Raw genomic sequence first — 14739 nt, forward strand, 5'->3', positions numbered from 1 at the left:
TCGGAATTCGCCTCACCTTTGTCCCGCACCACGGGTTGCAGTCGCCATCGGACGTCGGTACTAGTACCGGCGTCGCACCCGCCCGGCGACGACCTCAGGGGGCCAGCATCTCCGGCGTCACGGCCGACTCGGTGTCCGGGATGCCCTGATCGGCGGCGCGCTTGTCCGCCATCGCCAGCAACCGCCGGATGCGTCCGGCGACGGCGTCCTTGGTCATCACCGGATCCGAGAGCGCACCCAGCTCCTCCAGAGAGGCCTGCGCGTGCTCCAGGCGGAGCCGTCCCGCCTGCAGCAGGTGGTCGGGGGCATCCTCGCCGAGGATCTCCAGCGCACGCTGGACCCGGGCGCCGGCGGCGACGGCGGCCCGAGCCGAGCGGCGCAGGTTGGCGTCGTCGAAGTTGGCCAGCCGGTTGGCGGTGGCCCGGACCTCGCGACGCATCCGCCGCTCCTCCCAGGCCATCACCGACTCGTGCGCACCGATGCGGGTGAGCAGGGCACCGATGGCGTCGCCGTCGCGGACCAGGACGCGATCACCCCCGCGGACCTCGCGGGCCTTGGCCTGCACGCCGAGCTTGCGGCCGACGCCGACGAGGGCGAGGGCGGCCTCCGGCGACGGGCAGGAGATCTCCAGCGAGCAGGCGCGGCCGGGCTCGGTCAGCGAGCCGTGGGCGAGGAAGGCGCCGCGCCACGCGGCCTCGGCGTCGGCGACGCCGCCGGCCACGACGAGATGCGGCAGTCCCTTGACCGGACGGCCGCGCAGGTCGACCAAGCCGGCCTGCCGTGCCAGCCCCTCGCCGTCCTTGGTGACCCGCACCAGGTAGCGACTGGTCTTGCGGATGCCACCGGCGGCCACGATCTGGACCTCCGAGCCGTGACCGAAGATCTCTGCGATCTCCTTACGGAGCCGGCGGGCGACGCTGCCGGTGTCGAGCTCGGCCTCGATGACGATGTGGCCACCGATCAGGTGGAGGGCACCGGCGAAGCGCAGCATGGTGGCGAGCTCGCTCTTGCGCGCTGAGGTGCGTTCCACGGGAACCCTGCTGAGCTCGTCCTTCACCGCGGCGGTCATCGCCATGTGCCTGCACCTCCCGAGGATTCGCCGTCGTTGCGCCCGTCCGACCGGGCGTCGAGCACGGTCTGCAGGGCCTGACTCAGCCGCTCCGGGTCGTGCCGTTCCGCACTGTCGTCGGCAGCGAGTCTAGACACATGCAGACGCGCGCCGATGTCCTGGACGTAACCGGCCAGGTCTTGCCGATTCAGGACGGAGTCCTCGTCGGCGAGGACGGTGTCGATCGGCAGCCCGCCGAAGGGTTCGGCGTGGTCCTGCAGCAGTTCCAGCAGCTCGTGGGGCTCGTAGGTATCCGTCTCGCCGAGCTGCGGCACGAGGTTCAGCACGACCACCAGCCGGGCCCGGGTGGCGGCCAGCGTCCGGCCCAACTCACGCAACAGCAGATGCGGGATCACGCTGGTGAACCACGAGCCGGGACCGAGGAGCACCAGATCCGCCTCGCGGATCGCGTCCACGGCCGCGGCGCAGGCGGGCGCGCCGTTGGGGAGCAGCGAGATCGCGCGGACCCGGCCCGGCGTCGTCGCGATCGACACCTGGCCGCGGATCTTGCGGGTGCGGTCGGGGTCGTCGGGGTCGAAGTTGTCCGCCTCGCCCACGAGGTCCAGCGGGACCGGGCTCATCGGCAGCACCCGGCCGACGGCGCCGACGAGGGTGCCGAGGCGCTGCAGCGCCGCGACGGGGTCGGGATCGCGCTCCAGCATGGCGGTGAGGACGAGGTTGCCCACAGGGTGTCCCGCCAGCGCGCCGTTGCCGCCGATGCGGTGCTGCAGCAGGTCGGCCCACTCGCGATGCGCCGGGGCGTCGCCGGCGAGGGCGGCCAGGGCCATGCGCAGGTCGCCGGGCGGCAGCACCTTCAGCTCGCGACGGATCCGTCCCGACGAGCCACCGTCGTCGGCGACGGTGACGACCGCGGTGACGTCGTCGGTGATCAGCCGCAGCGCCGACAGCGAGGCGTGCAGGCCGTGACCGCCGCCCAGCGCCACCGCCTTCACCGGCCGGGGAGCCGTCCCGTCGGAGAGCGCATCACTCACGGCCGAGGTCCCGATGGACGACGGTCGTCCGGATGCCCATCGCCTCGAGCCGGGTGGCGAGCTCCCGGCTCATCGCGACCGATCGGTGCTTGCCGCCGGTGCAGCCGACGGCGAGGGTGAGGAATCGTTTGCTCTCCCGCCGGTAGCCGGCACCGACGATGCGCAGGATCTCGGTGTACGCGTCGAGGAAGGCAGCCGCCCCCTCCTGGCTGAGGACGTAGTCGCTGACCGCCGTGTCCTGGCCGGTGAGCGGTCGCAGCTCCGGGATCCAATGCGGATTGGGCAGGAACCGGACGTCCACCACCATGTCGGCATCCACCGGCAGGCCGTACTTGAAGCCGAAGGAGAGGACCGTCGCGCGGAGCGCGGTGGCGGCCTCGGAGGCCGGTCCGGTGAAGGATCCCTCGATGACGCGGCGCAAGTCGTGGACCGACCGGGCACTGGTGTCGATGACCAGATCAGCGGCGTCCCGAACCCCGGAGAGGAGCTCGCGCTCGGCGTTGATGCCGTCGACGAGGCGGCCGGTGCCCTGCAGCGGGTGGTTGCGCCGCACGTTCTCGAAACGGCGGACGAGCACCTCGGGTGAGGCCTCGAGGAAGAGCACCCGCGGCCGGAGCCGGTGCGGCAGGCCGCGGATGACTGCCTCGAGGTCCTTGCTGAAGGCGCGGCCGCGGACGTCCATGACCACGGCGAGCCGGGTCACCGCGCCCTGGCTGCGGCTGCCGAGATCGAGCAGCGTCCCGATCAGCTCCGGCGGCAGGTTGTCGACGACGAAGAAGCCGAGATCTTCGAAGCACTTCGCCGCCGCGCTGCGCCCCGCCCCGGAGAGACCGGTGATGATCACCGTCTCCAGGCCCGGCGCCTCCTGGTCGGGGGGCGCCTCGGCGCTCTCCGTCTGCGCTGCGGTGGACTCGGGACTGGTCACAGCACCTCTCCGGTCGTCATGTTCACGGCCGTGCCCTCGGGCCCGTCCTTGGCCAGTGCGGCCACGATGGCCTCGGCGGTCTGCCTGCCGATGCCGGGTACCTGCACGATGTCGGCGACCTCGGCGCCCCGCAGTTTCTTCAGCGAGCCGAACTGCTTCAGCAGTGCCTTGCGGCGGGTCTCGCCGAGTCCGGGGATGCCGTCCAGGGCGGAGGTCGTCATCGCCTTCGACCGCTTCTGCCGGTGGAAGGTGATCGCGAAGCGGTGGGCCTCGTCCCGGACACGCTGCAGCAGGTACAGCGCCTCCGAGGTCCGCGGCAGGATGGCCGGGTACGGCTGGTCGGGCAGCCAGACCTCCTCCAGCCGCTTGGCGAGCCCGACGAGCGCGACGTCGTCGATGCCGAGGTCGTCGAGCACCTTCGCCGCGGCGGCGACCTGGGGTGCGCCGCCGTCGACGACGAGCAGGTTGGGGGCGTAGGCGAACTTCTTGGGACGCCCGGTCGTGGGGTCGATGCCGGGCCGCACCGGTTCGACGGATTCCGCGCCGGGGTCGCTGTCGGCGTCCGCGCCGTGATCGACCTGCTCGTCCAGGTAGCGAGCGAAGCGACGCCGCACGACCTCGGCGATCCACTGGACGTCCCCGGTGCCCTCGCTGGTGTCGCGCAGCGCGAACCGGCGGTATTCGCTCTTGCGGGCCAGACCGTCCTCGAAGACGACCATGCTCGCCACCACATTGGTGCCCTGGACGTGGCTGATGTCGAAGCACTCGATGCGCAGCGGAGCCGTCGGCAGCTCGAGGCTCTCCTGCAGCTCGTCAAGCGCCCGCGAGCGGGCGGTGAGGTCCGAGGCACGCTTCAGCTTGTGCTGGTTCAGCGCCTGCGCGGCGTTGCGTTCCACGGTGCCGGCCAGCGCCCGTTTGTCGCCGCGCTGCGGCACCCGGATCGACACCCGGCGGCCCCGCCGCTCGGTGAGCCACTCCTCGAGCACGTCGTGGTCGTCGGGCAGCACCGGGACCAGCACCTCGCGCGGGATGTCGTTCGCCGCGTCGGCGTCGTCGGTGAAGAGGCCGTAGAACTGGGTGAGGAACTGCTCGACCAGGTCCCCGGTGGACATGTCGTCCAGCCGGTCGACGACCCAACCGCGCTGGCCCCGGACTCGGCCACCACGGACGTGGAAGACCTGGACCGCGGCCTCCAGCTCGTCCTCGGCGAAGGCGACGACGTCGGCGTCGGTGCCGTCGCCGAAGACCACGGCCTGCTTCTCCAGCGCGCGGTTCAGGGCGCCGAGATCGTCGCGGAGCCGTGCCGCCCGCTCGAACTCCAGCTCCTCGCTGGCCTGCGCCATCTCGCGCTCGATGCGCTTGACCATGAGATCGGTCTTGCCGGCCATGAAGTCGCAGAAGTCGTCGACGATCTCGCGGTGTTCCTCGGCCGAGACCCGGCCGACGCAGGGCGCGCTGCACTTGCCGATGTAGCCGAGCAGGCAGGGCCGGCCGACCTGCCCCGCGCGCTTGAAGACGCCGGTGGAGCAGGTACGGGCGGGAAAGACGCGGGTGAGCAGGTCGAGGGTCTCGCGGATCGCCCAGGCGTGGCTGTACGGGCCGAAGTAGCGGACGCCCTTGCGGCGCGGGCCGCGCATCACCTGGAGTCGGGGGTACTCCTCGTTCAGCGTCACGGCCAGCGACGGGTAGCTCTTGTCGTCGCGGTACTTGACGTTGAAGCGCGGATCGAACTCCTTGATCCAGTTGTACTCGAGCTGCAGCGCCTCGACCTCGGTGCGCACCACCGTCCACTCGACGCTGGCGGCCGTCGTCACCATCTGCCGCGTCCGCTGGTGCAGCCCGGCCACGTCGGCGAAGTAGGAGTTCAGCCGCTGCCGCAGGCTCTTGGCCTTACCGACGTAGATGACGCGCCCCTGCGCGTCGCGGAACTTATAGACGCCCGGCTCCAGCGGGATCGTCCCCGGTGCGGGGCGATACGTCTGCGGGTCGGGCACATCGTCGAGATTAGTAGCCCCGACCGACAGTGCTCGTCGTCGCCGGTCCGGCGACGACGAGCACCGACATCAGCTGCGCGGGTTGAGGACCGGCAGACCGAAGGTGCCCACCAGGTTCGGAACGCGATACTCGGGAATCTTGGCCAGGGTCTTCTGCAGCTCGTCGCGGACGCCGTCGAGCGCCGCCTTGGCCTTCGTGTTGATCTCGACGACCCGGGGATCGACCTTGAAACGGTCATTGGCATCCCGGCCCGACCGCTTGAACTCGGCATCCCAGAGCTGGTCGAGAAGCTGCTCCCGACGGTCGACGACCTGCTTCTTCTTGGCCTCCGCGGCGTCCATCAGCTTCTTGGCCTTCGCCTTGGCCTCGGTCGAGCTGATGATCTCGTCGCCGCTGCTGGTAGTGGCGGCCAGGCCGAGGTTGCCCTTCACCGACAGCTTGCCGAAACCGGCCTTGCGGAGCAGCTCCCACACCTGCTTGGTGTAGTTCTGCATCGCCGAGCCCTGCGCGGTGAAGCAGCCATCCAGGTAGATCGTCCCGGCGTAGTCCTTGCGCAACCGGCGGCGGGGCTCAGGGTGCTCGGTGAGCAACGTAACCAGCTGCTGCGGGGTTTTGCCGGCGAAGTCCTTGCCGTAGAGCTGACCCGTGGACGTCTTGTCCTCGTCACCGTGGGCGAGCAGGATGATCGGGGTCGTGCCGGTGATCAGCCCCAGGTCGGCGTCAGCCGCGGTCGACACCTTGCCGCCCTTGCCGTGGGTGGCTGCCATGTCAGCGGCAGCCTTGTCGATGACCTTGTCACCTGGATCGAGGTTGACGACCTCGGCGGCCTGCTTCTTCAGCTTGTCGCGCAGCGGCACGTAATCCTTCACGAGGACGCAGAACTCCTCGTACTTGCCGCCGCTCTTGGCATCGGTCACCAGGAAGACCATGTCCTTGCCGACGATGCCGGCCCGCAGCCAGGGCTGCGCGACCTTGCCGTTGGGAAGATCGCTCTTCACCAGCTTGTCGAAGAGCTTCTTCGCATCGGCGGCCTTGACGACCAGGCCCTGCATGGGCTTGCCGACATGACCGGCGAGGTCATCACCAACGGCTTTGACGAGCTTGCCGGTGTCGAAGTTCGCCAGCTGGTTGACGTTGATTGCCTTGATCTCGTATGCCGGATCCCCGGTGATGGTCTTGGGCACAATGGACTCCTACGGCGGACGGACGATGCCCCGCATCAGATCGCGTGCACTCGCGACCGGCCAGGGGCTTACGTCCCGCTACGCGACATGCGGACCCAACCGGAGACGTAGTCGTCGATCTCGGCGAGCAGCAGTCGCGTGCCGGCATCGTCCAGGAACGACTGCCGCACCGCGGCGCGGGCGAGGTCGGCCACGCCGCGCTCGTCCAGGCCGAGCAGCTCCGCAGCCACCGCGTACTCCCGGTTCAGCGTGGTCGAGAACATCGGCGGATCGTCGGAGTTGATCGAGAACGGGACGCCGGCGGCGGCGATGGTCGGCAGCGGGTGCTCGGCCAGCGAGGCGACGGACTGGGTGCGAAGGTTCGACGTCGGGCTGATCTCGAGGGGGATCTGCCGCTCGGCCAGGACCCGCAGCAGCCGTTCGTCCTGCGCCGACGAGATCCCGTGCCCGATGCGCTCGGCGCCGAGGTGCTCGATCGCGTCCCACACCGTGGCGGGGCCGGTCGACTCCCCCGCATGCGGAACGCTACGCAGCCCGGCGGCGCGCGCCGCCTCGAAATGCGGGGCGAACTGCGGGCGGGGCACCCCCACCTCGGGACCACCGAGGCCGAAGCTGACGAGCCCGTCCGGACGCTGCCGCAGCGCGATGTCCAGGGTGACGTCGGCGGCGGGCAGCCCCGCCTCGCCGGGGATGTCGAAGCACCAGCGCAGCTGGACGCCGAACTCCGTGGCGGCCCGGCGACGCGCGTCCTCGACCGCCTCGCAGAAGGCCTCGGCCGGGATGCCCCGGTGCACCGAGGAGTAGGGCGTCAGGGTCAACTCGGCGTAGCGGACGTTCTGCGCCGCCAGGTCGCGGGCGACGCCATGGGTGAGGGTCCAGACGTCTTCGGCGTCGCGGATCAGGTCGACGACCGACAGGTAGACGGTGATGAAGTGGCCGAAGTCGGTGAAGCGGAAGTAGTCGGCGAGCAGCGCCGGGTCGGCGGGCACCGGGGTGGCCCCCTCGTGCCGCGCCGCCAGCTCGGCGACGATCTGCGGCGACGCCGACCCCACGTGATGCACGTGCAGCTCGGCCTTGGGGAGTCCGGCGATGAACTCAGTCAGATGCGCCATGGGCAAATTCTGACACACGCGTGTCAAGTTCGAGACCAGGCCGGCCCGCGGTGACCGAGGCTGCTACCGACTCCGCTTCGGCGGCCGCCCCGGCGACGAGATCGGCGGGTTCCGTGGGCGCCGCATCGACGGACGGCTCCCCACTCCGCCGCAGCACGCCGAAGGCGGCGATGGCAACGGCGACGCCGACCAGTGCCACCGAGACGAAGCCACCCTGCCAGCCCACGGCGTCGATGGCCACTCCGCCGACGGGGGCTCCGAGCGCGGACCCGGCGGTCATCGCCGAGCCGTGCCAGCCCATGGCCTCGCCCCGGTTCGCCACCGGCACCACCCGCGACAGCGCGTCGACCGACGCGGTGATCGTCGGGGCACAGAACGCGCCGGCCACGAAGAGCAGGACCGCGAGGAGCATCGGCTCGCGCGCGAAGGCAGGCAGGATGGTGGCGAGCGCCAGCAACCCCAACAACACGGGCACGGGTGGCCGGAGGCGCAGCGCGCCGTAGATCAGCCCGCCGATCGCCGAGCCGGCGCCCCAGACCGCGAGCTGCCACCCGATCCACGACTGGTGCCCCATGTCCCGCAGCGCCGCCACGATGCCGACATCGCTCCCGGTGAGCACGACCGTCGTGGCGAGGCTGATCGCCAGCACGGTCAGGGCCGGCAGTCGCAGCCAGTCCCGGGTACGACCGGAGGCAGGCGACGCCTCCCCGTGTGCGCCGTCGGGCGGTGTCAGCCGGGGGTTGGCCACCCAGATGAGCACGCCGCCGGCGACTGAGGCCAGCTCACAGGCGAAGAGCGCCCACGAGGTCGGCACGGTGGTGGCGAGCAGCACCCCGAGCGTGGGACCGATCATGAACGACAACTCGACCACGACGGAGTCGACGGCCAGCGCGGTCGTCCGCTGGTGGGCGGGCACGGCCCCGAGCAACACCTGTCGGACGATGGAGAAGACCGGGATGACGAAGAGTCCCGCCACACCGGCCAGGCCGAGCAGGGGCCAGTAGGAGACGAAGGGCGCGACCGACCAGCACGCGGCCAGCACGATCAGCGACGGCAGGACCGTGGGTCGCAGACCGTGCCGGTCGAGCAGCCTCCCCCGCCAGGGCGCGCTGATGCCGATGGCGACGGTGGCGACCGCGACCACCAACCCGGACGCCGCGTAGGAGTGGTCGAGAGTGCCGACAACGTGCAGCGTCAGGATGACCGAACCGGCGAACATCGGGATGCGGACGACGAGCCCGAGCAGCAGCACGCGGCGCACGTCCCGCAGCGCCAGCACCGACCGATACGTCCCGAAACCCATGCCCAGAGCGTCGCACGGGCCACCGACAACTTTCCGCCGCGTGGACGCTCGCGCCGTTGCGCCGTTGCGCCGTTGCGCCGTTGCGCCGTGCGATCGACGGATCGATCGGCGCCGCACCTCCCCGACGCTGCGGCGAGGTGCGGCGGCGTCGGGGCGATCGGCGGGTGATCGGCGTGTGATCGCTCGGGGGCGTCAGGCGGAGCTGCGGGCAGGCCGCTTCCGGGCGACCGTCTTGCGGCCGGGCGCCTTCGGCCCGGCCGACGGGCGCGCGCTGGCGGTGGAGGCCTTGCGCGGGGCGCGACTCGGGATCGCGGTGTTGTCCAGCATGTCCTTCAGGAAGGTGCCGGTGTGCGACTCCGGGACCGCCGCGACCGCCTCGGGCGTCCCCTCGGCGACGACCATGCCACCGCCGGAGCCGCCCTCGGGACCCATGTCGATGATCCAGTCCGCGGTCTTGATGACGTCGAGGTTGTGCTCGATGACGATCACCGAGTTGCCCTTGTCGACCAGCGTGTGCAGCACGCCCAGGAGCTTGTTGACGTCCTCGAAGTGCAGGCCGGTGGTCGGCTCGTCGAGGACGTAGACCGTCCGTCCGGTGGAACGCTTCTGCAGCTCGGCGGCGAGCTTGACCCGCTGCGCCTCACCCCCGGACAGCGTCGGCGCGGGCTGGCCGAGCCGGACGTATCCCAGCCCCACATCGACCAGCGTGCGCAGGTGCCGGGCGATCCGCTCGATCGGGGCGAAGAACTCGGCGGCCTCCTCGATGGGCATCTCGAGGACCTCGCTGATGGTCTTGCCCTTGTAGTGGACCTCGAGCGTCTCGCGGTTGTACCGCGCACCCTTGCAGACCTCGCACGGCACGTAAACGTCCGGCAGGAAGTTCATCTCGATCTTGATGGTGCCGTCACCGGCGCAGTTCTCGCAGCGCCCGCCCTTGACGTTGAAGGAGAAGCGACCCTGCTGGTAACCCCGGACCTTCGCCTCGGTCGTCTCGCTGAAGAGCTTGCGGACATGATCGAAGACGCCGGTGTAGGTCGCGGGGTTGGAGCGCGGGGTCCGGCCGATGGGCGACTGGTCGACGCCGACGACCTTGTCCAGGTGCTCGATGCCGCGGACCCGCTTGTGCCGGCCCGGCGGCAGCTTGGCGCCGTTGATCTTGTTGGCCAGCGAGGCGTAGAGGATGTCGTTGACCAGCGAGGACTTGCCCGAGCCGCTGACGCCCGTCACTGCGACGAAGCAGCCCAGCGGGAAGGAGACGTCCACATTGCGCAGGTTGTGCTCGCGCGCGCCCTCGACCACGAGTTCGCGGCCCTTCTGCCGCGGGCGTCGCAGCTCCGGCACCTCGATCCGGCGGCGACCCGAGAGGTAGGCGCCGGTGACCGACTCCTCCGACGAGCGGAGGTCGTCGACCGTGCCGCTGACGACGATCTTGCCGCCGTGCTCGCCGGCCAGCGGGCCGATGTCGACGACCCAGTCGGCGGTACGGATGGTGTCCTCGTCGTGCTCGACGACGATGAGGGTGTTGCCGAGGTCGCGCAGCCGGACCAGCGTCTCGATGAGGCGGTGGTTGTCGCGCTGGTGCAGGCCGATGGAGGGCTCGTCCAGGACGTAGAGCACGCCGACGAGGCCGGAGCCGATCTGCGTGGCCAGCCGGATGCGCTGGGCCTCACCGCCGGCGAGCGTCGCGGCGGCCCGGTCCAGCGACAGGTAGTGCAGCCCGACATCGACCAGGAAGCCGAGGCGGGCGTTGATCTCCTTCAGCACCCGCTCGCCGATGATCTTCTCGCGCTGGTCGAGGGAGAGGTCACGAAGCCACTGCGCGGCGTCGCCGATCGACAGTCCGGCGACCTCGGCGATGGAGCGGCCGTGGACCATCACGGACAGGATCTCCGGCTTGAGGCGGGTGCCGCGGCACGCCGGGCACGGCACCTCCCGCATGTAGCCCTCGTACTTCTCCTTCGACCAGTCGCTCTCGGTCTCGGTGTAGCGCCGCTCGATCCACGGGATGACGCCCTCGTACGCCGCGTAGTACGACCGCTGCCGGCCGTAGCGGTTCTTGTAGCTGACGTGCACCTGGTCGTCGGTGCCGTTGAGAACAGCCTTCTGCGCGCGGACGGGCAGCTTCTCCCACGGCGTGCGCAGGTCGAAGCCCATCGCGTCGGCGAGACCCTGCAGCAGCCGCAGGAAGTACTCGCTGGTGGTGCCTCCGGTCCAGGGCGCGATGGCGCCGTCGGCCAGCGAGGCCTCGGGGTCGGGGACGACCAGCTCGGGGTCGACCTCCTGGCGGGTGCCGAGGCCGGCGCACTCGACGCAGGCGCCGAAGGGCGAGTTGAAGGAGAACGAACGCGGCTCGAGCTCGTCGATCGCCAGCGGGTGGTCGTTCGGGCAGGCCAATCGCTCGGAGTAGCGACGCTCCCGGTTCGGGTCGTCCTCGTCGAGGTCGACGAAGTCGAGGATCAGGATGCCGCCGGCGAGGCCGAGGGCCGTCTCGACCGAGTCGGTGATGCGCTGCTTGCTCGACGGCTTCACCGAGAGCCGGTCCACGACCGCCTCGATGGTGTGCTTCTCCTGCTTCTTCAGCTTCGGCGGGTCGGTGAGCGGGTAGACGGTGCCGTCGATGCGGACACGGGCGTAACCCTTGACCTGCAGATCGCCGAGGAGGTCGACGTACTCCCCCTTGCGTTCGCGGATGACGGGCGCCAGCACCTGGAAGCGCGTGCCCTCGGGCATCTCGAGGATGCGATCCACGATCTGTTGCGGGGTCTGCTTGGCGATGGGCTCGCCGCAGACCGGGCAGTGCGGTTTGCCGATGCGGGCCCAGAGCAGGCGCAGGTAGTCATAGACCTCGGTGATGGTCCCGACGGTGGAGCGGGGGTTCTTCGACGTCGACTTCTGGTCGATCGAGACCGCCGGCGAGAGCCCCTCGATGAAGTCCACGTCGGGCTTGTCCATCTGCCCCAGGAACTGCCGGGCGTAGGCCGAGAGCGACTCGACGTAGCGGCGCTGGCCCTCGGCGAAGATGGTGTCGAAGGCCAGGCTGGACTTGCCGGACCCCGACAGGCCCGTGAAGACGATCATCGCGTCGCGAGGGAGGTCCAGACTCACGTCCTTGAGGTTGTGCTCGCGGGCGCCACGGACGATGAGTCGGTCGTTCACGTCATCGAGAGTACGGACGGCCACCGACAACGGCAGCCGCCGGTTCGGCGGCTTTCGTCACGGGGAAGGCTTGCGCTGTGCCCAAGAAGATCGCCACCAACGACCGCGTCGACCGCGACGGGCTGCTGGACTTCGTCCGGCCCCGCCACCGCATGATCCTGGTCACCCGCCGCAAGGACGGCAGCCCGCAGCTCTCCCCCGTCAGCGGGGGCGTGGACAGCGACGGCCGCCTCGTCATCTCGACCTACCCGGAGCGGGCCAAGGTCAGCAATCTGCGGCGGGACAGCAGCTGCTCGGTGATGGTCATCAGCGACGAGTGGAACGACCCGTGGGTGCAGATCGACGGCACCGCCGAAGTGCTGGACCTGCCCGAGGCGCTGGAGCCGCTGGTCGAGTACTTCCGCTCCATCAGCGGCGAACACCCCGACTGGGACGAGTACAAGCAGGCGATGCAGGACCAGGGCAAGTCCCTGATCCGGGTCACGCCCGAGCGCTGGGGTCCGGTCGCGACGGGCGGGTTCCCGGCTCGTCTCGCCGAGTCGTGACAGCATGACCCACGTCACAGATCGTGCACTATTTACTTTTCGGACATTCAGTTCCTAACGGACTCCAAGATCGCCCGGGGACCGTCGTCCCATGTCCTCCCCGCTCGCCGAACGGCGATTGCTCACCGACCTGCGCTACGACCTGCCCGCGTCGCTGGTGGTGTTCCTCGTCGCGCTGCCGCTCTCGCTGGGGATCGCCGCGGCGTCCGGGGCGCCATTGGCCGCCGGCATCATCGCCGCCGTCGTCGGCGGGGTGGTGGCCGGAGTCTTCGGCGGCTCACCGCTGACCGTCTCGGGACCGGCGGCCGGCATGGTCGTGGTCGTCGCCGGGCTGATCGAGCAGTTCGGCTTCGCCGTCACCTGCGCCATCACCGCCGCCGCGGGGCTGGTGCAGATCCTGCTGGGAGTCAGTCGCATCGCCCGCTCGGTGATGGCGATCTCGCCGACGGTGCTGCACGCCATGCTCGCCGGGATCGGCATCACCATCGTCCTCGGCCAGCTCCACGTCCTGCTCGGGGCCAGTGCCGGCAGCAGCGCGTGGGAGAACATCACCTCGCTGCCGGCGGACATCGTCGACGCCGACGTCCCCGCCCTGCTGCTCGGCCTCGCCGCCATCGCGCTGCTGCTGGCCTGGCCGAGGCTCCCCCGCCGCATCCGGGCCGTCCCCGGTCCGCTCGTCGCCGTCGTCCTGCTGACCGTCGTCGCCCAGCTCGCCGTCCCCGACGCCGCGCGCGTGGAGCTCGGCGGCTCGGTCACCGACTCCATCCGCCTCCCTGAGCTGCCCGACGGCATGTGGGGCGCGGTGCTTGTCGGTGTCTTCACCGTCGCCGTCGTCGCCAGCGTGGAGAGCCTGCTGTCGGCGCTGGCCACCGACACGATGGCCAAGGGACGGCAGAAGTCCAACCTGGACCGCGAGCTCGTCGGTCAGGGCATGGCGAACACGACCTCGGGCCTGCTCGGCGGCCTGCCCATCACCGGTGTCATCGTCCGCAGCACCGCGAACGTGACCTCCGGCGCCCGCACCCGCGCCTCGGCCGTGCTGCACGGGGTCTGGATGGCGCTCACCGCACTGCTGTTCGTCGACCTCATCGAGCTCATCCCGCTGGCCGCCCTGGCCGCGCTCCTGGTCACCGTCGGCATCGGCCTCGTCAAGACGAAGGACATCCGGGAGTCCCGCCGCCACGGCCAGCTCGCCGTCTACCTGGTCACCGTCGCGGGCGTCGTCTTCCTCAACCTGCTCGAGGGCGTGCTCATCGGACTCGCCCTCTCGGCCGTGCTGGTGGTCCGCCGCGCGGTGTGGGCCGCCATCGACGTCGACATCCCCGGCCCGGCCGAGCACCTCGCGGGTGAGGCCTGGCGCGTCCGGATGCGGGGCACGCTCAGCTTCCTCGCCGTGCCGCGGCTGGCCGCCGTGCTGGGACGGGTTCCCGCTGGTGCGCCGGTCGAGATGGACATCAACGTCGACTACGTCGACCACACCGCCTTCGACTACGTGGCGCAGTGGCGGTCCCGGCACGAGGCCACCGGCGGCACCGTCGCCGTCCGGCAGGTGGGGCCGCGTCGCATCGACGAGCACGACAAGCGCGCGACGCGCAGCGTGCTGCTGCCGCAGCGCTGGTTCGCCAGCTGGGAGCAGTGGCAGAGCGAGTCGAGCTCGTCGGTCACGCGGCCGTTCCACGCCGGGGTCGCCGACTACCACCGCAATTTCGCCGGCGAGCTGCGTCCGGCAATGGCCGACCTCACCGACGGACAGCACCCCGACGCCATGTTCATCACCTGCGCCGACTCGCGGATCGTCCCCAACCTCATCACCAGCAGCGGGCCGGGCGACCTCTTCACGGTCCGCAACATCGGCAACATCGTCCCGGACGAGTCGCACCCGGACACCTCCGTCCGGGCCGCGGTGGAGTACGCCGTCGAGGTGCTGCAGGTGAGCCGGATCGTGGTCTGCGGCCACTCCGGCTGCGGCGCGATGAAGGCGCTGCTGGACGGCCCGCCCCCCGGAGCGATCAGCTCCTGGCTCGCGGCCGGCCACGAATCGGTGCACCAGGCCGGCAACGGTCACGCCACCGCCCACTCCTGCACCGGCGACGACCTCGACCGGCTGGCCCGGACCAATGTGGCCGTCCAGCTGGAACACCTCGCGGCCATCGAGGTCGTCGCCCGCGCCCAGCGGGACCGCGGCTTGGAGCTGGTCGGGATGTTCTTCGACATCCCGTCGGCCACCTGTACCGTCCTCGACCCTGCCTCGGGAGCGTTCCGTCCCGTCGACGACAAGGTCACGGCCGGGGTGAACTAGGTGTGATGTCCAGGCAGGTTGGTCAGGCGGCTGATCGGTGGTAGGCCTGCGATGGCGCTGTGGGCTCGGTGGTGATTGTAGAAGTGGAGCCAGCCGGGTAGGGCGTCTCGGCGGGTGGTC

Annotated in this window: 10 protein-coding genes and 1 pseudogene; 2 read left to right on the forward strand and 9 right to left on the reverse strand. The window is 70.5% G+C overall.

Annotation, left to right across the window (positions count from 1 at the left end; all coding sequences use genetic code 11):
• Positions 1 to 94: 94 nt before the first annotated feature.
• The 8 genes from whiA to uvrA form a co-directional block, all read right to left on the reverse strand.
• Positions 95 to 1075, reverse strand: a complete 981-nt coding sequence (gene whiA / locus AC0NZQ_RS17905; protein WP_474531350.1) for a DNA-binding protein WhiA — start codon at positions 1073 to 1075, stop codon at positions 95 to 97.
• A complete protein-coding gene (locus AC0NZQ_RS17910; protein ID WP_474531351.1) occupies positions 1066 to 2100 on the reverse strand; it encodes a gluconeogenesis factor YvcK family protein in 1035 nt (344 codons plus the stop codon). The genes whiA and AC0NZQ_RS17910 overlap by 10 nt, the downstream gene beginning before the upstream one ends.
• Positions 2093 to 3025: an RNase adapter RapZ gene (gene rapZ, locus AC0NZQ_RS17915; RefSeq protein WP_474531352.1), complete on the reverse strand. Its 933-nt coding sequence runs from the start codon at positions 3023 to 3025 to the stop codon at positions 2093 to 2095. Before rapZ ends, AC0NZQ_RS17910 begins: the two co-directional genes overlap by 8 nt.
• Positions 3022 to 5019: an excinuclease ABC subunit UvrC gene (gene uvrC, locus AC0NZQ_RS17920; RefSeq protein ID WP_474531353.1), complete on the reverse strand. Its 1998-nt coding sequence runs from the start codon at positions 5017 to 5019 to the stop codon at positions 3022 to 3024. The genes rapZ and uvrC overlap by 4 nt, the downstream gene beginning before the upstream one ends.
• A gap of 69 nt (positions 5020 to 5088) precedes the next feature.
• The gene (locus AC0NZQ_RS17925; RefSeq protein ID WP_474531354.1) at positions 5089 to 6204 is read right to left on the reverse strand and encodes a hypothetical protein; all 1116 of its coding nucleotides are present in this window, start codon (positions 6202 to 6204) and stop codon (positions 5089 to 5091) included.
• A gap of 68 nt (positions 6205 to 6272) precedes the next feature.
• Positions 6273 to 7316, reverse strand: a complete 1044-nt coding sequence (locus AC0NZQ_RS17930; protein ID WP_474531355.1) for an adenosine deaminase — start codon at positions 7314 to 7316, stop codon at positions 6273 to 6275.
• Entirely contained in the window at positions 7300 to 8619 is a 1320-nt protein-coding gene (locus AC0NZQ_RS17935; RefSeq protein WP_474531356.1) for an MFS transporter, read from the reverse strand. The genes AC0NZQ_RS17930 and AC0NZQ_RS17935 overlap by 17 nt, the downstream gene beginning before the upstream one ends.
• A 192-nt stretch (positions 8620 to 8811) precedes the next feature.
• Positions 8812 to 11775: an excinuclease ABC subunit UvrA gene (gene uvrA / locus AC0NZQ_RS17940; RefSeq protein WP_474531357.1), complete on the reverse strand. Its 2964-nt coding sequence runs from the start codon at positions 11773 to 11775 to the stop codon at positions 8812 to 8814.
• A gap of 77 nt (positions 11776 to 11852) precedes the next feature.
• Here uvrA and AC0NZQ_RS17945 point away from each other — a divergent pair, with 77 nt between their 5' ends.
• Together AC0NZQ_RS17945 and AC0NZQ_RS17950 are read left to right on the forward strand one after the other, a co-directional pair.
• Positions 11853 to 12320 carry a PPOX class F420-dependent oxidoreductase gene (locus tag AC0NZQ_RS17945; RefSeq protein ID WP_474531358.1) on the forward strand — a complete coding sequence of 156 codons (468 nt, stop codon included), beginning with the start codon at positions 11853 to 11855 and terminating at the stop codon, positions 12318 to 12320.
• 91 nt (positions 12321 to 12411) lie between these two features.
• Positions 12412 to 14619 carry a SulP family inorganic anion transporter gene (locus AC0NZQ_RS17950; protein WP_474531359.1) on the forward strand — a complete coding sequence of 736 codons (2208 nt, stop codon included), beginning with the start codon at positions 12412 to 12414 and terminating at the stop codon, positions 14617 to 14619.
• Here AC0NZQ_RS17950 and AC0NZQ_RS17955 read toward each other — a convergent pair.
• Positions 14616 to 14739 (reverse strand): annotated as a pseudogene (locus AC0NZQ_RS17955) (IS481 family transposase); the annotation flags it as partial. The gene AC0NZQ_RS17950 and the pseudogene AC0NZQ_RS17955 sit on opposite strands and share 4 nt — an antisense overlap.

The sequence above is a fragment of the Jatrophihabitans sp. sgz311053 genome, assembly GCF_056135305.1.

What these genes read in the sequence shown, in the direction of transcription:
- whiA (WP_474531350.1), bottom strand. Translation starts at nt 1,075, where the DNA reads ATGGCGATGACCGCCGCGGTGAAGGACGAGCTCAGCAGGGTTCCCGTG.
- AC0NZQ_RS17950 (WP_474531359.1), top strand. Translation starts at nt 12,412, where the DNA reads ATGTCCTCCCCGCTCGCCGAACGGCGATTGCTCACCGACCTGCGCTAC.
- AC0NZQ_RS17930 (WP_474531355.1), bottom strand. Translation starts at nt 7,316, where the DNA reads ATGGCGCATCTGACTGAGTTCATCGCCGGACTCCCCAAGGCCGAGCTG.
- AC0NZQ_RS17935 (WP_474531356.1), bottom strand. Translation starts at nt 8,619, where the DNA reads ATGGGTTTCGGGACGTATCGGTCGGTGCTGGCGCTGCGGGACGTGCGC.